This is a genomic window from Aureibaculum algae, assembly GCF_006065315.1.
In the GTDB taxonomy this organism is placed as follows: Bacteria; Bacteroidota; Bacteroidia; order Flavobacteriales; family Flavobacteriaceae; genus Aureibaculum; species Aureibaculum algae.
On record NZ_CP040749.1, the window covers coordinates 2745664 to 2766408 of the forward strand.

20 protein-coding genes and 2 tRNA genes are annotated in these 20745 nt (G+C 31.7%); 12 read left to right on the forward strand and 10 right to left on the reverse strand.

Annotation, left to right across the window (positions count from 1 at the left end; genetic code table 11):
- Nucleotides 1-112 precede the first annotated feature (112 nt).
- Entirely contained in the window at nt 113-436 is a 324-nt protein-coding gene (locus FF125_RS11430) for a Dabb family protein (RefSeq protein WP_138949895.1), read from the reverse strand.
- A gap of 76 nt (nt 437-512) precedes the next feature.
- Here FF125_RS11430 and FF125_RS11435 point away from each other — a divergent pair, with 76 nt between their 5' ends.
- The gene (locus tag FF125_RS11435) at nt 513-1253 is read left to right on the forward strand and encodes a ThuA domain-containing protein (protein ID WP_138949896.1); all 741 of its coding nucleotides are present in this window, start codon (nt 513-515) and stop codon (nt 1251-1253) included.
- Nucleotides 1254-1257: 4 nt separating this feature from the next.
- On the opposite strand, the gene FF125_RS11440 is transcribed toward FF125_RS11435, so the two are convergent.
- The 3 genes from FF125_RS11440 to FF125_RS11450 all read right to left on the reverse strand — a co-directional run bounded on the left by FF125_RS11440 (nt 1258) and on the right by FF125_RS11450 (nt 4972).
- Nucleotides 1258-3228, reverse strand: coding sequence for an alpha-ketoacid dehydrogenase subunit alpha/beta (locus tag FF125_RS11440; protein ID WP_138949897.1), 1971 nt, complete (start codon nt 3226-3228; stop codon nt 1258-1260).
- 87 nt (nt 3229-3315) lie between these two features.
- Entirely contained in the window at nt 3316-3801 is a 486-nt protein-coding gene (locus tag FF125_RS11445) for an Lrp/AsnC family transcriptional regulator (protein ID WP_117881135.1), read from the reverse strand.
- 67 nt (nt 3802-3868) lie between these two features.
- The gene (locus FF125_RS11450; protein WP_138949898.1) at nt 3869-4972 is read right to left on the reverse strand and encodes a M14 family zinc carboxypeptidase; all 1104 of its coding nucleotides are present in this window, start codon (nt 4970-4972) and stop codon (nt 3869-3871) included.
- Between the two features lie 240 nt (nt 4973-5212).
- On the opposite strand from FF125_RS11450, the gene FF125_RS11455 reads away from it, so the two are divergent.
- Entirely contained in the window at nt 5213-5587 is a 375-nt protein-coding gene (locus tag FF125_RS11455; protein WP_138949899.1) for a helix-turn-helix domain-containing protein, read from the forward strand.
- Nucleotides 5588-5712: 125 nt separating this feature from the next.
- Here FF125_RS11455 and FF125_RS11460 read toward each other — a convergent pair whose 3' ends face one another.
- The 5 genes from FF125_RS11460 to FF125_RS11480 all read right to left on the reverse strand — a co-directional run bounded on the left by FF125_RS11460 (nt 5713) and on the right by FF125_RS11480 (nt 10619).
- Nucleotides 5713-8172 (reverse strand): M1 family aminopeptidase, encoded by a 2460-nt coding sequence (locus FF125_RS11460; protein WP_138949900.1) that lies wholly within the window; start codon nt 8170-8172, stop codon nt 5713-5715.
- Between the two features lie 252 nt (nt 8173-8424).
- Complete coding sequence (locus FF125_RS11465) at nt 8425-8970, reverse strand: DUF4252 domain-containing protein (RefSeq protein ID WP_138949901.1); 546 nt, start codon at nt 8968-8970, stop codon at nt 8425-8427.
- Between the two features lie 73 nt (nt 8971-9043).
- Nucleotides 9044-9673, reverse strand: a complete 630-nt coding sequence (locus FF125_RS11470) for a DUF4252 domain-containing protein (protein ID WP_250629570.1) — start codon at nt 9671-9673, stop codon at nt 9044-9046.
- A 12-nt stretch (nt 9674-9685) separates the two neighbouring features.
- The gene (locus tag FF125_RS11475; RefSeq protein WP_175418913.1) at nt 9686-10123 is read right to left on the reverse strand and encodes a hypothetical protein; all 438 of its coding nucleotides are present in this window, start codon (nt 10121-10123) and stop codon (nt 9686-9688) included.
- Nucleotides 10110-10619, reverse strand: coding sequence for an RNA polymerase sigma factor (locus FF125_RS11480; RefSeq protein ID WP_138949902.1), 510 nt, complete (start codon nt 10617-10619; stop codon nt 10110-10112). Before FF125_RS11480 ends, FF125_RS11475 begins: the two co-directional genes overlap by 14 nt.
- A gap of 283 nt (nt 10620-10902) precedes the next feature.
- Here FF125_RS11480 and FF125_RS11485 point away from each other — a divergent pair, with 283 nt between their 5' ends.
- The 5 genes from FF125_RS11485 to FF125_RS11505 all read left to right on the forward strand — a co-directional run bounded on the left by FF125_RS11485 (nt 10903) and on the right by FF125_RS11505 (nt 14842).
- Nucleotides 10903-12390, forward strand: a complete 1488-nt coding sequence (locus FF125_RS11485) for a S41 family peptidase (protein ID WP_138949903.1) — start codon at nt 10903-10905, stop codon at nt 12388-12390.
- A gap of 63 nt (nt 12391-12453) precedes the next feature.
- Complete coding sequence (locus FF125_RS11490) at nt 12454-12822, forward strand: RNA-binding S4 domain-containing protein (RefSeq protein WP_138949904.1); 369 nt, start codon at nt 12454-12456, stop codon at nt 12820-12822.
- A gap of 189 nt (nt 12823-13011) precedes the next feature.
- Nucleotides 13012-13098: transfer RNA gene (locus FF125_RS11495), tRNA-Ser, on the forward strand.
- Between the two features lie 183 nt (nt 13099-13281).
- Nucleotides 13282-13356, forward strand: a tRNA-Pro gene (locus FF125_RS11500).
- Between the two features lie 217 nt (nt 13357-13573).
- The gene (locus FF125_RS11505) at nt 13574-14842 is read left to right on the forward strand and encodes a site-specific integrase (protein ID WP_138949905.1); all 1269 of its coding nucleotides are present in this window, start codon (nt 13574-13576) and stop codon (nt 14840-14842) included.
- A 557-nt stretch (nt 14843-15399) separates the two neighbouring features.
- On the opposite strand, the gene FF125_RS11510 is transcribed toward FF125_RS11505, so the two are convergent.
- Entirely contained in the window at nt 15400-15795 is a 396-nt protein-coding gene (locus FF125_RS11510; protein WP_138949906.1) for a hypothetical protein, read from the reverse strand.
- 98 nt (nt 15796-15893) lie between these two features.
- On the opposite strand from FF125_RS11510, the gene xerA reads away from it, so the two are divergent.
- The 5 genes from xerA (at nt 15894) to FF125_RS11535 (ending at nt 20661) form a co-directional block, all read left to right on the forward strand.
- On the forward strand, nt 15894-17018 hold the full coding sequence (gene xerA, locus FF125_RS11515; protein WP_138949907.1) for a site-specific tyrosine recombinase/integron integrase: 1125 nt from the start codon (nt 15894-15896) through the stop codon (nt 17016-17018).
- A 77-nt stretch (nt 17019-17095) separates the two neighbouring features.
- On the forward strand, nt 17096-17692 hold the full coding sequence (locus FF125_RS11520; protein ID WP_093145555.1) for a YhgN family NAAT transporter: 597 nt from the start codon (nt 17096-17098) through the stop codon (nt 17690-17692).
- Between the two features lie 171 nt (nt 17693-17863).
- The gene (locus FF125_RS11525) at nt 17864-18547 is read left to right on the forward strand and encodes a hypothetical protein (RefSeq protein ID WP_138949908.1); all 684 of its coding nucleotides are present in this window, start codon (nt 17864-17866) and stop codon (nt 18545-18547) included.
- Nucleotides 18548-19021: 474 nt separating this feature from the next.
- Complete coding sequence (locus tag FF125_RS11530) at nt 19022-19627, forward strand: helix-turn-helix domain-containing protein (protein WP_138949909.1); 606 nt, start codon at nt 19022-19024, stop codon at nt 19625-19627.
- A 410-nt stretch (nt 19628-20037) separates the two neighbouring features.
- Nucleotides 20038-20661, forward strand: a complete 624-nt coding sequence (locus FF125_RS11535; RefSeq protein ID WP_138949910.1) for a GIY-YIG nuclease family protein — start codon at nt 20038-20040, stop codon at nt 20659-20661.
- The last annotated feature ends 84 nt before the right edge of the window (nt 20662-20745 follow it).

Sequence of the window (20745 nt, forward strand, 5' to 3'; positions counted from 1 at the left end):
TTAAAACGCTGATTATCATATATTAACGTAGAGTGTACTTATAATAAATTTCAATATGGATACATATACTATAAGAAACAGTAATTAATTATTGTAAAATAGACACCTAATTTTAAGGTAAAATATTCACAGAATCATAAACAACTACCTTTTCCCAAAGTGGTGAAGACTCTTCAATAAATTGTTTATGGTTAGGCTCTATTTGATAGGCATCATGGTCCTTTTTGGTCTCAAAAGTGAGAAGTAAACTGTAGGTATAGGTACTATCAATAACTTCTCTATCCGTTTGAGCAGGAGTTCCAACATGCTTGGTTTTTATAAAAACGGACTGATTTATAAAGTTAGTTAACGATTTTTCAAAAGCCGCTCTGTCGACCGCACCATCTGGATTCTTTAACCAAAAAAACACGTTATGAGCAAAATTACCTTGAGTCATTTTATAAATATTTAGTGCTAATTTAAAATCAAATATAGAAAATCATTTTACTATATTTGTTGATAATCGAATATTTATGAATATAAAAAGTAAATTAATCAGTCTTTCAGTTGTTTGTGTTTTAATGCTAATACCTCCTTGTTTACAAGCACAATCAGAAAATTTATTGATTTTCTCTAAAACGGAAGGCTATCGTCATAAATCGATTGAAACAGGAATTGTAGCCATAAAAAAATTAGCTAAAGAAAATGATTTTAATGTAACTGCAACTGAAGATGCTACCTATTTTAATGCTGACACCTTAAAAAACTATTCGGCTGTTTTATTTTTAAGCACTACTGGTGATATTTTAAATGAAGAACAACAAGCTAATTTTAAAGCATTTATACAGTCTGGTGGCGGTTTTGTAGGTATTCATGCAGCAACAGATACAGAATTTGATTGGCCTTGGTATGGTAAATTAATAGGTGCTTATTTCATTTCTCACCCCAAACAACAACAAGCAATCGTTACTATTATTGATCACAAACATTTGGCAACTAAAATGCTACCAAAAAAATGGTCACTTTTTGACGAGTGGTACAATTTTAAAGATATTAGCGAAGACATTGATGTACTTGCAAATTTAGACGAAACAAGTTATACGGGTGGTAAAAATGGTAGTCACCACCCTATTTCTTGGGTTCAGGAATATGACGGAGGTAAAATGTTCTATACAGGCATGGGACATACGAACGAAGCTTTTGCTGATACTGACTTTTTAGCTCATGTTTTAGGCGGCATTCAATATGCATTTGGCAGATCTGAAGAAGAATAACTTTTTAATAATTAAGAAGCTCATTTATTGCCGCTCCTAGTTTGTCTTTACCTAAATATTGAGACTCCAATTGAGGCTCAAAAGGAATAGGTGTTTCAATACTAGCCACACGCTTTACTGCAGCGTCTAAATATTCAAAACAATTTTCGTGGATTAACGCTGAAATATCACTTGCCACACCACCAAATAAAGAATCTTCTTGAACAACAAGTGCCTTACCCGTCTTTTTAACAGAAGCATAAATGGTTTCTGTATCTAACGGCTTTAAAGTTCGTAAATCAATGACATCTGCGACAATAGAACTTTCTTTGAGATAATCTAAAACCCAATGTAAGGCATATCCAAAAGATATAATAGTGATAGCACTTCCTTCCTTAAGTAATGCTGCTTTCCCTAAAGGTAATGTAAAGTAATCTTCAGGCACTTCTTGTCGGATACTACGGTACAAGGCTTTATGTTCAAAAAACAACACAGGATTAAGGTCTTCAATCGCCGTGGCCAATAAGCCTTTTGCATCATACGGAAATGCAGGGTAAACTACTTTTAAACCCGGTGTTTTAGTAAACCAAGCCTCATTCGTTTGACTGTGAAAAGGACCAGCTCCCACACCGGCTCCACAAGGCATTCGTATAACAACATCGGCATGTTGCCCCCATCTATAATTCGATTTTGCCAATAAATTTACAATCGGGTTAAAGCCTGAACTTACGAAATCTGCAAATTGCATTTCAACGACCGACTTAATACCACTAATTGATAGTCCATAAGCTGCGGAAACAATGGCTGATTCACATATTGGAGTATTCCTTACCCTCTCCTTACCAAAAGCCTCCACAAAACCTTCCGTGATTTTAAAAACACCACCATATTCAGCAATATCTTGCCCCATAATCACCAAGTCATCATGACGCTCCATGCACTGTTTTAAACCTTGAGAAATAGCATCTACAAAACGAATATTTTCATTATTACCCACAGGTTTAACCTCTTGATAATTAATTGATTTAAAAACATCACCTAATTCTTTTTCTAAATCAGGAACCAATCGTTCTTCGTTAAACGCAAGCTCTAAATTATCATTAATTTGATGAGCTATTTCCACTTTTAAAGCCACCTCCATTTCTTCAGTTAAAATAGCTTTATTCTTTAAAAACTCTTGATAATTTTCTAATGGATCTTTAGCACCCCATGTATCCAATAATTCTTGTGGCACATATTTCGTTCCGCTAGCCTCCTCATGTCCACGCATTCTAAACGTCATAAATTCAATAAAAACTGGTCGCGGATTCTTACGTACACTTTTAGCAATATCAGCTACTTTTTGATACACATCTAACACATTATTCCCGTCAACAACATGACTTTCCATACCGTATCCTTTTGCTCGATCAGCCAATTGCTCACAATTAAATTGCTCTTTTGAAGGAGTTGACAATCCGTACCCATTATTTTCTACACAAAAAAGAACGGGTAAACCCCAAACAGAAGCGACGTTTAACGCCTCATGAATATCCCCTTCGCTAGTTCCACCCTCACCAGTAAATACTGCACAAACTTGATTGTTTTTTTTAAGTAAATTACCTAAAGCAATTCCGTCAGCCACGCCAAACTGAGGACCTAAATGTGATATCATACCAACAATATGATACTCTTGTGTACCGAAATGAAAACTCCGATCTCTTCCATTGGTAAAACCATTAATTTTACCTTGCCACTGCGAAAACAACCGATGCAAGGGAACACCTCTTGAAGTAAAAACGCCTAAATTTCTATGCATTGGCAAAATATACTCATCACTTTCTAAAGCAGAGGCTACACCTACAGAAATAGCTTCTTGACCAATACCACTAAACCATTTTGAGATTTTACCTTGACGTAATAAAATCAACATCTTCTCTTCAATTAATCGCGGCAAAAGCAATCCTTTATATAATTCTAACAGCTTTTTATTGGAAAGATTTTTTTTAAAATACATAGGTTGAGTTGATGGGTGAATTATATAAACAAAAAAAACGCTCTCAAATGTATTGAAAGCGTTTAATAAATTAAAATTTATAATTAATTATATTTTATACGCATCAAAAATAGCATGCATCAACCTCTTTTTATCATTGATAACCTCCTCTAAAGAAATTGAAGTCTCTGTTCTTAAAACACCTTTGATTTCGTCAATTCTAAAAATAACATTCTTAGCATGTTTCGTATCAATTGCTCTTATTTTACAAAAAACAGCGAATTTACCAGTTGTCAAGTGTGCAACTGTTACTTCTGGTATCTTAAGTAGCTCATCAACAACTTGTTGAGTGAAAGATGAATTTTCAATAAACACACCTATATAGGCGATAAAGGAATAATTCATTTTATCATAGTCAACCGTTAAAGTTGAACCTTTTATTACACCCTCCTCTTCCATTTTTTTTACGCGAACATGAATTGTTCCTGCAGAAACCAGCAATTTTTTTGCAATATCTGTAAATGGGGTTCTAGCATTTTCGATAAGAACATCAATTATCTGATGATCTATTTCGTCTAGTTTGAATTTTGACATATTATGTTATTTTCATTAAAAATACTAAATTCTTACTTTTTCCCTTAAAAAACTAATAAAATGTGATTTAATTGTCAAAAAGTTTACTAAGTGATAATTTGGTGTTGTATTTTTCACCCTTTTTATTGATTATAGTATTGGCATTATAATCAGATAAATTACCAATAACCTCAATAGCGGGCCTGAAAATCACTTTTTTATCTTCAAGGGTTTCTTTAAATAAAACACCAACATCTACCAACTTATTTTCCTCGACCAACTCAATGTTTTTGTAAATAATATCTAAAAATGACTTTTCATTATTCGGAATTTCAAAATAGGCTTCATAATTTGAATTATCTTCCCCTGACGCTATAAAGGAAATTCCAGTTACTAAGCTTATAAAATTAAACCTTCTAACCTCTTCCCTATTATAATCATCTTGATAATGCCCCGCCTCTATAAGTATGGTATAATATCCTGCTTTCTGAAAATTATCACCCGTAGCAGTTGGGTAAAACTCATCTGTATACCTACCAATTTGCCCAGGAATTAACTGTGTTAACGAACTAAACATAGCATTAATAACTGACATTGTTATTTTTCTACCTTCAGTTACCTTTCGCGACTCTTCTTCTGATGGTGCTAAAAAAGAAATGGTTGCTGGATTGTCTCCTACATTAAATATAGTACGCTGATCATGTAAATTAAAACAATATTTAGGATTTACATCCTTTAAAACAGCTTGTAGTATTTTACTTTCAGGTGCTTTTACAGCAACAGCATCACGGTTTAAATCGATATTCTGAGCATTTACTCGAGTATATACAGCAGCACCATCTGGATTCAACATTGGTACAAACACCAAAGTACACGCTTTCAAAATCTCATTCACCATTAAATTACCATCATCATCTAACCATTTTAACAAATCAAATAAGGCTTTTGTACCTGTACTTTCATTACCATGCATTTGTGACCAGAGCAATATTTTTATCTTTCCACTACCAATAGTAATTTTATGAATTGGTATTCCTTTATAAGAATGTCCAATAATTTCTTTAGAAAATTTCTGTGATAAATCCTTCACTAAAGGTTCAATATCAGCATAGGTAAGATACCTTCCAAATAGATTGTTTTCTTTATGGTTTTTACTCCAAGAAACTAATGTGTCTAAATCTGTTATATTCATTTTACAAATGTAAATAAAGTAATGTTTACATTTGTAAAATATAAAATCCATTTCCCCCCCTAAGTTTCTGTCAAATTATTACAATTGTAAATCAATTATAAATACAACTATTAAAACACTCAATATCATTAATATAAAACCATTAAAATAAAGTATTTATTTAATACTATTAACAATATTTCAATTATTTAAGTTGTAATCAAAATCTATTTATTTACATTTGTAACTTAATATAATAATGTGATTAACAACATAGACTTTTCGAAACGACTAAATATGGTGATGGAATATTACCAACTTTCTGCAACTGTTTTTGCCGAAAAAATTGGGGTGCAACGCTCTAGTATTTCACATTTATTATCAGGTAGAAACAAACCCAGTTTAGATTTTGTGTTGAAAGTTTTAGAGCACTTTAAAGAAGTAGAATTGTATTGGTTGTTAAAAGGCAAGGGAACATTCCCATCTAAAAAAGAGACATCCTCCTCCACCACTATTTCAAATAACGATGCCCCCATTATTAAATTAAAGGAAAAGAGTCCTCAAAATAATATTGACCGAATTATCATTTTTTACAAAGACGGAACATTTGAAAATTATACTGAAAAAAGCAACTAATAACATTTTCGTAATTTCAATTTTGATTTCACCTATAAATATCAAAAAGATTAACGCATAAAAAAAAGCCTCACATTTTTTAATGTGAGGCTTTTTTAACGGATTACAATCTGTTAAATAAGAATTTACTTAATCGCTGCAATCCCCTTTTTAACAATTGCTATAAGCTCATCTTTATTAGAAGAATTTAACTGCTCTTTACCAACTTGTACTTGTTGTAACATTTGTTTTATAATGGCATCTGCACCATACTTCTTAAATTGTTCTGCTTTTGCAACAAAATCATCAACCATAATTTGCGTAGCCTTTACATTGTCACTCGTAGCAATCCACTGAAACGCTTGACCGTACAACGCTTGTACTTTAGGATCTTGATTGAAAAACAATCCTGAAATAATTTTATCAGCAATAAATGGCATTTCTTGTGTTAAGCGTTCGTTTATATAAACTTCTAACAATCCATTGACCATCCCTTTTTTATCTATTGGATTGGTAATACTAATCGCTTTATCAATAGCTGTTCGTTTATCTATTTTATAAAGTGCAGCAATGGCATTTGATTTCACAGAGTATGACTTACTTTCCATTGCATCTTTAAAAACATCAGCATATTTAGTATCACTTAAACCACCAAGTATATTAATAGCTTTTGATCTTACTAACGTTTTATCATCAGTGGTTGCTAATTTTTCAACCATCTTTAAAACACCTTTATCTTTACTAACATCGATTTTGTCTAATGCTAAAATTCTCAAACCGTAATAGTTATCATTTAAGGCTTTTGTCAATGTTTTATAGGATTCCTTATTATCTTGATCTGCCGCTAATATCTCAATAGCTTTTCTTCTATCTAAATAATTAGCACTTTTCATAGTGTATTGATAAATATAATTATCAATAGATTTTTCATCTTTTATTTGAGCCAATAGAATTTTATCAGCATCAACATTTATCAATTGCGGTTTTGTTTTATACTTAAAGGTAAATTTCTCTTCCTTATTTTTTATAGTAACATTATAACGCTCTACGACATCATTCTCATAAACATCAATAGCTAAAGGAAAGTCAAAAAGTTTATCAGTAGTTTGTTTTATCAATACTGTTACTGATTTACCTTCATCATTATAAATATAACTCACATTTAATTTAGGATGTCCTGAATTAAAATACCATTGATTAAAAAACGGATTCAAATCTTTCCCACTAACTTCTTCCAACGCTAAACGCAACTGATGAGCTTCACCCGTTTTATATTTATTCGTAGTTAAATACTCTTTTAACCCTGCAAAGAAAGCTCTATCACCTAAGTAATTCCTTAACATATGTAAAATACCACCACCTTTATTATAAGATACTGCATCAAACATATCTTCTCTACTACTATAATGAAAACGGACTAAATTTTTAGATTCGTTACCGCCCATATAATATCCTTGTAAATCATCGTAACGATGAGCATCCGCATAGTCTTTTCCATATTTATGTTCTTGCCATAAGTACTCACTATAATTAGCAAATGATTCGTTTACAGATAAATTACTCCAACTCTCTGCAGTAACTAAATCGCCAAACCAATGGTGAAACAACTCATGGGCTATTGTATTTTCCCAAGTATTCTCATCGATAAGCTGACCGGTAGTTTGATTGGCATTTTCAGCATGAATTACTGCTGTTGTATTTTCCATAGCTCCACTTACATAATCTCTACAAACGATTTGAGCATATTTTTGCCATGGATATTTTACCCCTGTCAATTCAGAAAAGAAAGTGATCATTTCAGGAGTATTACCAAAAATCTCTTTGGCATAAGGCTCATATTCTTTTTCTACATAATAATCTACAGCAATATCATTCCAAGTATCTTTTACAATACTAAATTCTCCTACGCCCATAAAAAATAAATAGGGCGCATGCTTTTTATCAAAATTCCAATAATCTGTTCTTGTTCCGTCACCATTATCAGTTTGACTCTCTAATAATCCGTTAGATAGTGTAACATATTTATTAGGCACTGTCATATAAATTTCTTCTGAAGTCTTTTGATTAGGACTATCAATGGTAGGAAACCAACAACTACTAGATTCGGTTTCTCCTTGTGTCCATATCTGAGTTGGCTTGTCAGGATCAGTTTCTAAAGGGTCAACAAAATACAATCCTTTAGCACTTGTAATAGCTGCACTTCCTTCTTGTGTTACTTCTTCTGGTCTTGCGGTATAGACTATATGTAAGGTATATTCTTCATCTTTTACATAGATGTTTTCTAACTTTATTATCAACTTATTTCCATCATAGTCGTATTTTAAAGACTTACCATCTCTAGATACTTTATGAATCAACATCCCCTTCGCATCTAACGTTACGCTTTGAACAGGATAAAAATGAGGTTTTAAGGTAACCCACGCTTCACCAGCCATTTGACTTTTTGCAAAATCAAATGAAACTTTTAACTTGGTGTGTACTAAATCATTAATTTTTTCTCTTTCAGCTTGGTAGACTGGTTTTACCGAGGTAGAATCTGCGTTTTGAGCAAAAGAGAAATTAAAAATTGCAATCGCAATTAGAAAACTTAGAATTATTTTTTTCATTGTTTATAGTATATTTAGGTCACAAAGATAATCTTTTATAGAAATTATTCAATCGTTTTTTTAGGCGACAAGGCGAATACACTTACGATTTGGAAATAGACTAGAAAAATAACGACTTGGTTTTTGATGATTTATTGAAAATGACGGATGTCTTTTTACAAAAGAAAAATTAAAACAAAAAAAAACCTGAACGCAAGTTGCGTTCAGGTTTTTACTTTTTTATAACAACAAGTAGAACACTTGCAATTAGAATTATTTCATATTCTTCGCTAAATCTTTTAAGCTTTTAAACCCGTCTCCATCAATATCACCTATTTCTTTCATCATTTTAAGAATCTTACCAGGTTCCATTTTATCGCCCAACACTCTTACTAAAGCAAAACCTTGAGATTTGTCATTTCCATAAACAACCAATTCATCGATAGAATTATCTTCTTCACTTCCCTCATATTTAACAATAACATCTCTACCCTTATCCTTAAAACGGATCAGTTCAACATATTTATTATCTTTAATAATGGCTTTTACTTTGGCTTTTTCTAAAGCATACTGAGGTTCATTTGCTTTGTTTTTCACAAAGGCAAGCACATTTAATTTTTTTATCGATGCTAATGTGCTTTGTGCCTCTGCCGATGCATCATCTTTTAAACTCACCAAACTTGCGGGTAAATCTAAAGATATAAAGTTATCATCATCTTGATTATCAATATAATACTTTTGCAAAGATGGACTACTTCCACATGAAGCCAATAATAGCATTACAATTGAAATAGATAGTATTTTAGTTATAGTTTTCATTGGAATATATGTTTTGAGATTATCAAATTACTTTAAAAAAAGGAATATCCTTATACTAAGAACTCACAGCGTCTTAGTTCTTCTTTTTTACATCTTTTAAATGCTCACCTCCCTGAATATTCATTTGCTCCGTTAGCTTAGAGATTTTATTCAAATCAATATCACCTGTTATAGAAACAATTACAGCTTTTGCATCACGATCTACACCGCCCATATCTGTACTAATACCATCAATAAACATAAAAAGTTCTTTTACATGATCTGCATCTTTACCTTCTCTAATATAAATCTTAACATTACCTTCTTTATCCTTAACACTCATTAGTTCAGATAACTTAGAAGACTTTAAGTAACTAGCTACTTTAGCTTTCATTTCTGCGGCAATAGAAACATTTTCAGTAGCCAACACTCTTAAACTATTAAGACCACTTACAAGGTTAATATACTCTTTTGCATCATCTGTTTCTCCAGCTACCTTACCCATTAGCTCAAACATTTTTTTATTCACTGTTACTACAGATACATCATCCATATCAGCAAAATTATCAAATGTTGATTGTGCAAAAGTTGCTAAAGGTGCTATTACTAAGGCTAGGGCAATTATTAAATTTTTAGTTTTACTCATTATATTTTTATTATTTGTTTTGAGATTGTTATTTTTTGTTGAAAAGTTCATTTCTTTATTATTATATAGTGTGTTCATAATTTCTATTTTTTAGTTGTTTTTAAATACTTTATTCTGTGTTTTTTGAAACTCTTGTAATCCAGCAATAGCAACACTTTCTCCTTTATTTAGATTTTGAGAAATCAATTGGAATGCTTTCTGAGTTTCTTGATAAGCCTGTGTGGCATCTATACGCTCTTGATCTGATAAACTACCAGGTTTATTAATCGTATACATACTAACTAATAAGATTGCTGCAGCGGCTACTGAGGCCCATTTCCAATACGGCTTTTTAGTTTTTAAAGGAATGGTCTTCGTAAAACGTTCTGCTTTACTCTCATTAAAATAACCGAACATTGCTTTATATTCTAGTAAATGTGCCGGTGTATTATCTTGTTGAAAATACGTTGCCAATACCTGCTCTTCTTGTAAAGAAGTTTCAGCATTTTCATATTTTTCAATTAGTTGTTCTATGTTAGCTAATTCCATAGTTATGTTGTTTTATCAATTGTTGTCTTATTGTTTTTCTTGCTCTCGACAATGCTACACGCACCGCTGTTGGCTGTAAGTCAAGAATCTTGCCAATTTCTTCAAATTCAAAATTCTCAACATCTCTTAATTGTATTATTAATTTCTGTTTTTCTGGTAAATTTTCAATCAACTCATGTACTTTACTTACACTATCTTTTACCTCAATATCTCTTTCTAGTGAGATATTATTATCCTTATAATTACTATGTACTAATTTTAAATTATTTGAACGTTTTGCCTTTAGCTGATCTAAACAATAATTTTTTGTCATGGTCATTGCAAAAGCTTCAACACTGCTATAATTTTTCAGCTTACTCTTATTCTTCCATAATTTTAAGAATAACTCTTGGGTTGCATCTTCTGCCTCATCAATAGAGACTAACAACCTTTTAGCTAATCTAAAAACTTTGTCTTTTAACGGTAAAACTGTATTTAAAAATTCAGTTTGTTGCATTTTGGTTAGGTTTGGCACTAATTACACAAATTAACACGAATTTATTTATTCCATCGTCCCATCTCTATTTTAAAGACGATTAAGTGCTCATTTTGTTACTAATGTTTTTTTGGTTTGATTATTGTAAGACTTATATTCAAAGATTAGAAATTGTTTTAATCTTAACTCTAATGTTTCAAATCTGTTGTCTATAATTTAAGACGAACAAGTAATCTTTTTGTTACATAGCATTAAACTATTGTAATTATTTTCCTTAATTTGCGACAAACTTTAAAAAAAATATATGAAGAAATTGGTATTAACAACCGTTACTCTCCTTACCTTATTATTTATCAGTTGCGATAAAAACAAAGATGAACCTCAAGAACCAATAGTTGAATTAAATAATGAAATTAACGACTTTGTTTGGCGAGGGTTAAATACATATTATTATTGGCAAGAAGATGTACCTAATTTAGCAGATACAAAAAATGATGAATTGAGCGATTACAACACCTATTTAAATAGCTATAGTGATCCTGAAGAATTATTTGAATCCTTACTGTTTCAAAAAGGTGTATCTGACAGATTTTCATGGTTTATTGATGATTATAGAGCTTCAGATGATGCTCGTAGAGGAGTTAACGATGCTTTTGGATTTGAATTTTCTTTAGCTAGATTGAATGATGATAGTGATGATGTTATAGGTTACATAACCTATATTGTTCCCAATACCCCTGCATCTGAAGCGGGATTAAAAAGAGGTGACGTTTTTAATGTTTTTAATGATATTACATTAAATATAAATAATTATTCAGTTGTCAATAAATATTATAGCGATAATAATATTTCGATGAAGTTTGCCACATTAGAGATTAACAACTCAGAGGCTTCTGTTGTTTCGAATGGAAAAGAAGCTAGTTTAACATTGCGAGAGGTTGTAGAAAACCCTATTCATTACTCAAGTACTTTTGATATTGATGGAAAAAAAGTGGGGTATTTAGTTTATAATGGCTTTAAATACACGTTCCATGGTGAGATGAATGATGTTTTTGGTGAATTTAAATCACAAAACATTCAAGAATTAGTTTTAGACTTAAGATATAATGGAGGTGGTTCTGTATTAACATGTGCTTATTTATCAAGTATGATTTATGGAGATGCTTCGACTAGTGATATTTTTGCCAAGTTAATTAATAATAGTAAAAATTCTGAAGATGACTCTTATTATCCATTTTTTAATACCGCTAGAATTTATGATATAGAAGGTAATAGTACTGGAGATGTAGCTATAAACCGTTTGTCAACAATTAATAAACTATATGTCATTGTATCAGATGATACCGCCTCAGCAAGCGAAATGGTAATTAATGGGTTGAGAGCCTATATGGGAGATGCTAATGTTGTTTTAATAGGCACAACCACCTATGGAAAGAATGTAGGGTCATTTACAATTTATGATTCACCTGATTTTGGCACTTCTGGAATTAACTTAGCTCATACAAACGCAATGCAACCTATAACATTTAAAATATTTAATAAATTAGACCAAAGTGATTACACAGCGGGATTTGAACCTGACATTCCGCAAGTTGAATACATTTCTGACATGAAACCATTTGGTGATGTTGAAGAACCTTTATTAAAATTAGCTTTAGATGATATATCTGGCACGGTAAGTAGAAATCAGAATACAAAGGGATTTGAATTAAAAAGTAAAAAAGTATTTAATTCTGCTGACAAAAGACAATTTTCTAAGGAAATGTATATCTTACCCCAAGAATTAAAATAATAAATTACAATTATAAAAAGCTCATTTTACAAATTGTAAAATGAGCTTTTTAAGTTTTAGACTATGCGAATAGATAAATATTTATGGACAACCCGGTATTATAAGACCCGTAGTAAAGCTACAGATGCTTGTAAAAAGGGTCATATAAAAATAAACGCATCTAACTGTAAACCTTCTAAAGAGGTTTATATAGGCGAGAAAATTTTAGTCCGCAAGAATCAAATCAATTATGAATTAGAGGTGTTAGACTTACCTCCTAACCGCGTTGGTGCCAAACTTGTAGATCTTTATCGTAAAGACACCACACCTAAAGAAGCCTTTGAAAATTCAGAAGTATTAAAGTACTCTAAAGAGTATTACAGAAAAAAAGGAACAGGTAGACCTACTAAAAAAGACAGAAGAGATATTGATGATTACACTGAAGAAGAATAATTGAATTGTTTTTATCCTAAATTTCTGACATAAAATAATGATAGACAAAGCATTGAATTGATTTAAAAAGAGAAATACTGAGTTTTCACTTTTTTTTTATAATTTCTCTCGTTATTTTTGGTTTTAAATTATCAAATTTTATTACATTTGCACTCGCATTAAAAAATTAATGCTGTTCATTAAAATTTTGGAGAGGTGCCGGAGTGGTCGATCGGGGCTCCCTGCTAAGGAGTTGTACTCGTAAGGGTACCGGGGGTTCGAATCCCTTCCTCTCCGCAATCAATTAAAGCTGCGAGTAAAATTTTAGCAGAACAAAGTTGTCAAGCTCGCTTGTAAAACTTTGAGAGGATAAAATTTGCAGTATGTGGTAATAGGGAACAACATTGTTAATCCCATCCATAACCAACAAAGCATCAATTGATGTTTGAAATATTGTTTTACAGTGATAACTGTTTTTTTCGGGGTGTAGCGTAGCCCGGTTATCGCGCCGCGTTTGGGACGCGGAGGTCGCAGGTTCGAATCCTGCCACCCCGACGAACCTAGTAATAGGTCAAACTAAAACACTGTTAATCGTATGATTATCAGTGTTTTTTGTTTTTAATGATGTCAATTGATTTCATTTAAAACCAACTAATAGGTGTGCAATTCGGTGTGCAGTTCTATCCTGATTTTTTTCTACCTTTAAAGAACTTTAGAAGCGATTTGACTTTCGTCTTTACAAACACACAATGTTTAACTTAAGACTTATAACATGCAGAAAAACAGCACTTTCGGAGTAATTTTCTTTACAAGAAAATCACGTAGTAACCTTAATGAATTATCTATTTACGCACGTATTACCGTTGACGGAAAACGAGCAGAAATCAGTCTAAAAAGGTGTATAGAGGTGTGCAATTGGGACAATTCTAAAGCCCGAGCAAGGGGAACATCTTCAAATTCTCGTAACCTGAACAAGTATTTAGACCAAGTTTATGGTCAATTATTGGATTGTCATAGACAGCTTTTAGAGGAGTTCAAGATCATCTCTGCCAAATCCATCAAAGCCCGCTATTTGGGCGAGGACGACCAATTAAAAACGCTTAACGAGCTTATAAGGTACCATAATACCAATATGGTTTCTGTCTTAAAGGCTGGTACTATGAAAAATTATTATACTACCGAAAGATATTTAAACAAATTCTTAGCCCAAAAATTAAAAGCAGATGATATTTATTTAAAACAATTGAATTATCGTTTTATCATTGACTTTGAGCAGTTCCTTAGAAATTATAATCCCACTACAAAAAGGAAAACATTGACCAATAATGGTGTAATGAAACATTTGGAACGGTTTAAAAAAATGATAAATCTTGCCATTAAATTGGAATGGTTGGTAAAAAATCCTTTTAGTCGGTTTCAATTGAGGTTTGATAAGTATGACAGGCAATATCTCTCACAAAGGGAACTAGAGCTTATTGAGAATACTTATTTTAAAAGTGAACGTTTGGAAAGGGTAAAAGATATATTTATTTTTTCTTGCTATACGGGTTTGTCTTATATCGATGTAAAGCAATTAACCATTCATCAAATAGTCAAAGGCATTGATGCTAACTTTTGGATTTATACAAAACGTGAAAAAACAAATGAAACGGTTAAAATACCTATTTTACCAAAAGCCTTGGTTATTGTTGAGAAGTACAAGGTCATTTCTAAAGAGATTGGTTCTGAATTATTGCTTCCACTCTACTCTAACCAGAAAACGAACAGTTATTTAAAGGAGATTGCAAAAGCTTGTGGTATTCGTAAAAACATTTCTTTTCATGTTGCTCGGCATACCTTTGCGACTACGGTACTTTTATCTAATGGTGTTCCTATTGAAACCGTATCTAAATTATTAGGGCATACCAAATTATCTACAACACAAATATATGCCAGAGTATTGGAACATAAAATTAGTGAGGATATTCAAAATTTAATGATACGTTTTGAAAATAAAAAAAATAAGGAAATTGAATCTAATCGCTCTTATAGAAATAGTTAAATTTTGATTTTTATATTTTTCTTTTCAATAGCCAATATTTTTTGAAAGTTGGAAAATAACTTCAAATAATCTAATCTTAAAAGGTACTTCGATTATGAGGAATGCAGATAAGTGCAAGATGTGTTTTTGTTGCCACAAAAACGTCTTGTCTGCTCCCGAAGGTCGCAGTGTCAAAAAAAATCTTTTAAGGCAAAAAAACAAACGTTTTTAAACTTGTGGATTTAGAGGCTGGTATTTGCGGATGAGAATCCACCAGTTTAAAAATGAACCAAATCCGCTCCCGAGAATTCGGGACGGATGCGGTAGCCACAATCAACTTATTTAAAATTTATTTCTTGATTATTATAAATTGTTACAATTTTCTTCAATGTTTTCAGGGCTTTACAAAGGATTTGACACAATTTTGATATTTTCTTTTAGACCCAATGTTTTCAAACACCCTTTAACCACAGAGCTTTGCGAAGCAAAATGCACCAGTAGCGTTGCTTTAGCACGCTACCCTCTTGCTCTTCAAATCCGTTCGCCAAAAGCGAACAATTTTTCAGACAAATAGTTAACTATTGCTTAAATTTATTGTGATTCATATATTCTTGCCATAAAATAAGGATAATTTTTTTTCTTCCATTTTCTTTCTTTGACAAAAAACCATATTCATATACAAACAGGTAAACATCTCCTTTTTGATTTTTCCAGTAATGCGTGAAAAAATTTGGGTCAAAGCCTAAATCTATAATTATTTCTGCTCTCACGGTTGCTTTGCCCGCTTTATTATATTCTTTTAAAATTTTTCGGTTTAGTTTCAATTGATTATCAACTTGGTTAAAAAACTTTGGAGCCTGTTCTTGCGACAATTTATAATGGTATGCACTTTTACAGTATTGATCACAAAATTTCTTGTCCGATCGCCCTTTGAGTTCCTTATTACAGGACAAACATATTTTTTTAAGTTTCATATAATTTTAATTTTAATCGTACATTATACGTATACTATTCGTATAATATACGATTATTTTAGTATTTAAATGTAATATTGAATAAAGTAGTAAGTCAAATGGAAAAATCAATAACCCTTAAACACCTATTAATACGAAAACAGCAATGTATTGGACTACAGTTTTATACTGATACAGTAGTACAAGCATTGATAAAAGAGTTGCCAAGCCCTAAGTGGAGCAAGGAGTTTAACATGGTCTATATCTTAAACACTAAACAGAACGTTAACCTTGTTTTTGAGAAATTTAAGGGTGTGGCTTGGATAAATGGTAATTATTTTTTTCAAAATAAAACGCTGAGAAATGATAATGTAGATGTTGATTTAGACTGGTTCAAGAAGCGTGAAAAGAAAAAAGGCTATAGAAAATGCCCCGAAGAATACTTAAAAAAACTTGAACTTAAAAGATATGCCAACAATACGGTCAAGAATTATGTGTCATGTTTTGAGTCGTTTATAAACCATTATAAAGATTCGGATCTATTAGATTTAAATGAAAATGACATTAGAGACTATTTGCAAAAACTAATTAAGGAAAAGAAGTCAAACTCATCTATAAATCAGACGATCAACGCCATAAAATTTTATTATGAAGTTGTACTTGGCATGCCCAACAGATTCTATACTATTGAAAGACCAAGGAAAGAAGAAAAATTACCAAAAGTTCTATCAAAAGAAGATGTTTTGAGTGTAATTGAACAAACCAACAACATAAAACATCGTTGCATCGTTAGCTTACTATACTCGGCAGGTCTTAGAAGAAGTGAATTGTTGAATTTGAAAGTGGAAAATATCGACAGTAAAAGAATGTTGATACGAATTGAAGGGGCAAAAGGCAACAAAGATAGATATACTTTGCTTTCAAAAACTTTTTTAAAAGACCTTAGGCTATATTATAGAGAATGGAAACCCAAAATATATCTATTTGAAGGCCCTAAAGGAAATCAATATTCGGCAGAAAGTGTGCTCAAAATAGTAAAACGAGCAGCTAAAAAAAGTGGTGTCAAGATGAATGTTACCCCACATGTTTTAAGGCATTCTTTTGCAACCCATCTACTTGAAAACGGTACAGATTTAAGATATATCCAAGCCTTGCTTGGGCATAAAAACCCAAAAACTACCGAAATTTATACACATGTGGCGACAAATGTTTTTTTACAAATAAAAAATCCTTTAGATTTGTAAGGATATATGGAGTATATAGGTAACGGTACTTATATCCCTTCGTTGGCAATAATGCAAGAATAATAAATAATAAAAATATGAATGATTTAGGAGGCTCAATTTGGTCGGCTGCAGTATTACTCTTTTTTTTAATGGATCCATTAGGTAATATACCTGTATTACTATCAGTTTTGAAGGGCATAAGCCCTAAACGTCAGCGATTTATTATTATTAGAGAGCTTTTAATCGCTCTGGTAATATTGATTATTTTCCTTTTTGGAGGGCAGAATCTTTTAAATTTTCTTCATTTACAACAAGAATCAGTTACGATCGCTGGAGGAATTATCTTATTAATAATAGGTCTTCGATTGATATTTCCTCGTCCAGAAGGTGTAATGGGAAAACAACCTGATGGAGAACCTTTTATAGTTCCGATTGCAATACCTATGATTGCAGGTCCTTCAGTTTTAGCGATGCTAATTCTAATGACTAGTAATGAACCAGATCAATTGGGTAATTGGTTTTTCGCTCTTCTTATCGCCTGGTCACTATCTGCATTATTGTTGCTGACTGCCCCATTTCTTTATAAAATTCTTCGTGAGCGAGGGTTAAAAGCTATTGAACGCTTAATGGGTATGATCTTAGTTATGATGGCAGTACAAATGTTAATAAATGGGATTAAAATTCTTTTCTAATATAATTTAATAAAGGCACATATTGCCAACACCGTGTATAATTAATGGCTAGTTATCGTCTACCTACGAAAATTCTCGCGGATTTTCTATTCAGTTTTTATTTGCTAAATTAGGTTCTTAAACACGCCACTAATCATACACAAAACCGTTGTGGTTAATTTGCCCAAACCTATGAACAGAAAACTGATTTTAATATTTCTACTTACAATTGTCCAACTTTCTTGGGCTCAAGATTGTGATTTTGAAATACGAAATTTGTCGAATAATCTAAATGGGGAATCTGAACTTATTGATAAAGCGGAATATGATAAAGCTGTTAGAATTTCAGAAGAATTTATTGACTTTAAGCCAAGATCTGAAATTGAACTGACCAAAAAGTATCCTGAAATTTTCAAACTTAAAGATTCTTGTTACACATTTTTAGCAAACCCAAATATCGGAATTGGAATAAAAACACCTGAATTAAAAGCGTGTAAATATTTATTAAAAGAAAAAGGATATTCCAATTACGAATTTAAAGGAACTTATTGCGGAAATGCATTAATTGAAATTACTGAATTTGAAGGTTGGGGATTTTTATCAGTTGACTTAAAAAACGGACTGACTTGTCGCACAATGGGAAAACCTTTGACTTCAAATGGAGAAACGGCTATTTCACACTCAAACTATTATGGAGAAGAGGAAATCGCATTAACGGATTTAAAAACTAAAGAACAGTACGTTATTGGAATTGAAGGTTGGAGAACAATAGAATCTAAAGTTTCAAAAAATAGTTACTATTTAAAACTTGAATCTGAATTTCAAACAGGTTGTGAAAAGGAAATTAAATATTTGAAAGTGGAAATAAAAAACTAACCACAACAAAGTACTGTGGTAAAAAACAAATAAAACTTCATTAATTTTTCACTAAAGTACTTTTATAATTTCCATAATATATTACCCCTGATTTAGCAAAAGCCCGTTTTAACAACTTATTACATACTGCTATTAACGCTGAATTTTCACAGAGTACTTTGAGTACATTTACTGCCCAGATTTTTGATTTGCTTTATTGCCATTTTATGGCTACATTTGAAAGGCTGTCGCTAAATAAAACCCTACTCCAACCCAATTGAAGTGCAGTATACCTTAGCTATGTTATTACAAGAAAATACGATAATAATTATAACGGTAATAAACGTAATGTGTTTGTACAATTGTTGTGTGTCATACCCGAAAACGACTAAAATTGAGGAATTGGCACAGATGACGTAAAGATGACATAAAGATGACGCTACTTAAATATAAGATTCGATTTAGTTTTGTTCGAAATAATTAAATCTCGGAAAAATGAAGAACAAAGAATTAGCAAAAAGAGTAAGAGAATTAAGAAAAAGAAAAGGTTTATCTCAAGAGGAGTTGACTGAAGATTCTGGACTTAGTTTAAGAACAATCCAACGAATTGAAAACGGAGAAACCGAACCAACGGGCGATACTCTCAAAAGAATATCTAACGCATTGAATGTTAATCCAGATGAGTTAATTGATTGGACAATTAAAGAAGATAGAGGTTATCTAAAAGCACTTAACTTATCTACTCTTACTTTTCTTTTCTTTCCTTTACTTGGAATTCTAGTCCCTTTAATTTTGTGGAATTCCAAAAAAGACAAATTAAAAGATATCAATAAAATAGGAAAAGACATTATTAACTTTGAGATTTCTTGGACAATATTTTTTTTCCTTGGGTTTATATTAAATACAATTTATATGGCAAGTAAGTGGCATACGGATGAATTTATTTCTGGAGGCAGTATAGCATCAAGTATGAAATTTAACTTTTTCTTTCTGATTTTTATGTATGCATTTAATTTTGCGTTTATAATTTTCAATACACTCTTAATTGGAAAAGGAAAAGATGTAAAATACTATCCAAAGATTAGATTCTTGAGAAATTAAAAAGTACGTCACACAACAAAGAACTGAGCTAAAAAACAAACAATTTCTTCATTAAATAAACACACTATTATTCTAGGCTCAAAATACGATTAATAGGTGTTTTGAGCTTTTATTTTTCATATATTACCCTTAATTTAGCAATAGCCTGTTTTAACAACTTGTTTTATACTGCTATTCATGCTAAATTTTCACACCGTAGTTTGAGCACATTTAAGGCCCAGATTTTTGATTTGCTTTATTGCCATTTTAATGCTACATTTGAAAGGCAGTCGCTAAATAAAACCCTACTCCAACCCAATTGAAGTGCAGTATACCTTAGCTATGTTATTACAAGAAAAAGTATAATAAACATAACAGGGATAAACGTAATACGTTTATACAATAGTTGTGGGTAATACGAGAAAAACGAAATGGCAGGAATAACAAGCGAACAAATCAGATTTTTAAAAGAACAAAATATTCATCCGAAATTTGTTTTTAACGCAGACGGACTTTCTAAATCTGAATATCGTGTGATTATGAAAGAACTGAATAAATTAGTTGCTTATAATGTTACACCTTGCCAAAAAGAGGGTCACACTTTACGAACCAGAAGTGGACATTGTTGTCAATGTAATACAGCAACATTAGGATTTCAAAAAAGGAATGACTCTGGTGGAATAGTATATATTGCTGGAAGTTTAACCGGAGAACTTGTGAAAATCGGATTTTCAAAAGCGGTCGAAGTCAGAACCGAATCACTAAATCGGACTAAATATGCTGGATTTAATGACTGGAAAATACTTTACGCTCTAAAAAGTAAAAATGCTGGACGAATAGAAACTAAAGCGAATTCATTGCTACACGAATATGCTTTTTCGGTTGACTATGAACACGACGGACATTGGCAAGATTCGTATGAAACTTATCATTGTGCATATTCCAAAGCAAAGGAATTTGTTGAAAAAGCCTTTAAGTCAGAAAATTATGAAATTGATATTGAGAGAAATAGTCCGACTGAAAAATATGAATTTAGGAATTTAAAGAAATTATAAACTGGAAAAGTACTACCCACAACACCGGTAATCGTTGCACAAGCACCAAAATAGACCATCTGGATTAATTGGGGATTTATTTTT

What these genes read in the sequence shown, in the direction of transcription:
- FF125_RS11430 (WP_138949895.1), bottom strand. Translation starts at nt 436, where the DNA reads ATGACTCAAGGTAATTTTGCTCATAACGTGTTTTTTTGGTTAAAGAAT.
- FF125_RS11435 (WP_138949896.1), top strand. Translation starts at nt 513, where the DNA reads ATGAATATAAAAAGTAAATTAATCAGTCTTTCAGTTGTTTGTGTTTTA.
- FF125_RS11440 (WP_138949897.1), bottom strand. Translation starts at nt 3,228, where the DNA reads ATGTATTTTAAAAAAAATCTTTCCAATAAAAAGCTGTTAGAATTATAT.
- FF125_RS11445 (WP_117881135.1), bottom strand. Translation starts at nt 3,801, where the DNA reads ATGTCAAAATTCAAACTAGACGAAATAGATCATCAGATAATTGATGTT.
- FF125_RS11450 (WP_138949898.1), bottom strand. Translation starts at nt 4,972, where the DNA reads ATGAATATAACAGATTTAGACACATTAGTTTCTTGGAGTAAAAACCAT.
- FF125_RS11460 (WP_138949900.1), bottom strand. Translation starts at nt 8,172, where the DNA reads ATGAAAAAAATAATTCTAAGTTTTCTAATTGCGATTGCAATTTTTAAT.
- FF125_RS11465 (WP_138949901.1), bottom strand. Translation starts at nt 8,970, where the DNA reads ATGAAAACTATAACTAAAATACTATCTATTTCAATTGTAATGCTATTA.
- FF125_RS11470 (WP_250629570.1), bottom strand. Translation starts at nt 9,673, where the DNA reads ATGAACACACTATATAATAATAAAGAAATGAACTTTTCAACAAAAAAT.
- FF125_RS11475 (WP_175418913.1), bottom strand. Translation starts at nt 10,123, where the DNA reads ATGGAATTAGCTAACATAGAACAACTAATTGAAAAATATGAAAATGCT.
- FF125_RS11480 (WP_138949902.1), bottom strand. Translation starts at nt 10,619, where the DNA reads ATGCAACAAACTGAATTTTTAAATACAGTTTTACCGTTAAAAGACAAA.
- FF125_RS11485 (WP_138949903.1), top strand. Translation starts at nt 10,903, where the DNA reads ATGAAGAAATTGGTATTAACAACCGTTACTCTCCTTACCTTATTATTT.
- FF125_RS11490 (WP_138949904.1), top strand. Translation starts at nt 12,454, where the DNA reads ATGCGAATAGATAAATATTTATGGACAACCCGGTATTATAAGACCCGT.
- FF125_RS11505 (WP_138949905.1), top strand. Translation starts at nt 13,574, where the DNA reads ATGCAGAAAAACAGCACTTTCGGAGTAATTTTCTTTACAAGAAAATCA.
- FF125_RS11510 (WP_138949906.1), bottom strand. Translation starts at nt 15,795, where the DNA reads ATGAAACTTAAAAAAATATGTTTGTCCTGTAATAAGGAACTCAAAGGG.
- xerA (WP_138949907.1), top strand. Translation starts at nt 15,894, where the DNA reads ATGGAAAAATCAATAACCCTTAAACACCTATTAATACGAAAACAGCAA.
- FF125_RS11520 (WP_093145555.1), top strand. Translation starts at nt 17,096, where the DNA reads ATGAATGATTTAGGAGGCTCAATTTGGTCGGCTGCAGTATTACTCTTT.
- FF125_RS11525 (WP_138949908.1), top strand. Translation starts at nt 17,864, where the DNA reads ATGAACAGAAAACTGATTTTAATATTTCTACTTACAATTGTCCAACTT.
- FF125_RS11530 (WP_138949909.1), top strand. Translation starts at nt 19,022, where the DNA reads ATGAAGAACAAAGAATTAGCAAAAAGAGTAAGAGAATTAAGAAAAAGA.
- FF125_RS11535 (WP_138949910.1), top strand. Translation starts at nt 20,038, where the DNA reads ATGGCAGGAATAACAAGCGAACAAATCAGATTTTTAAAAGAACAAAAT.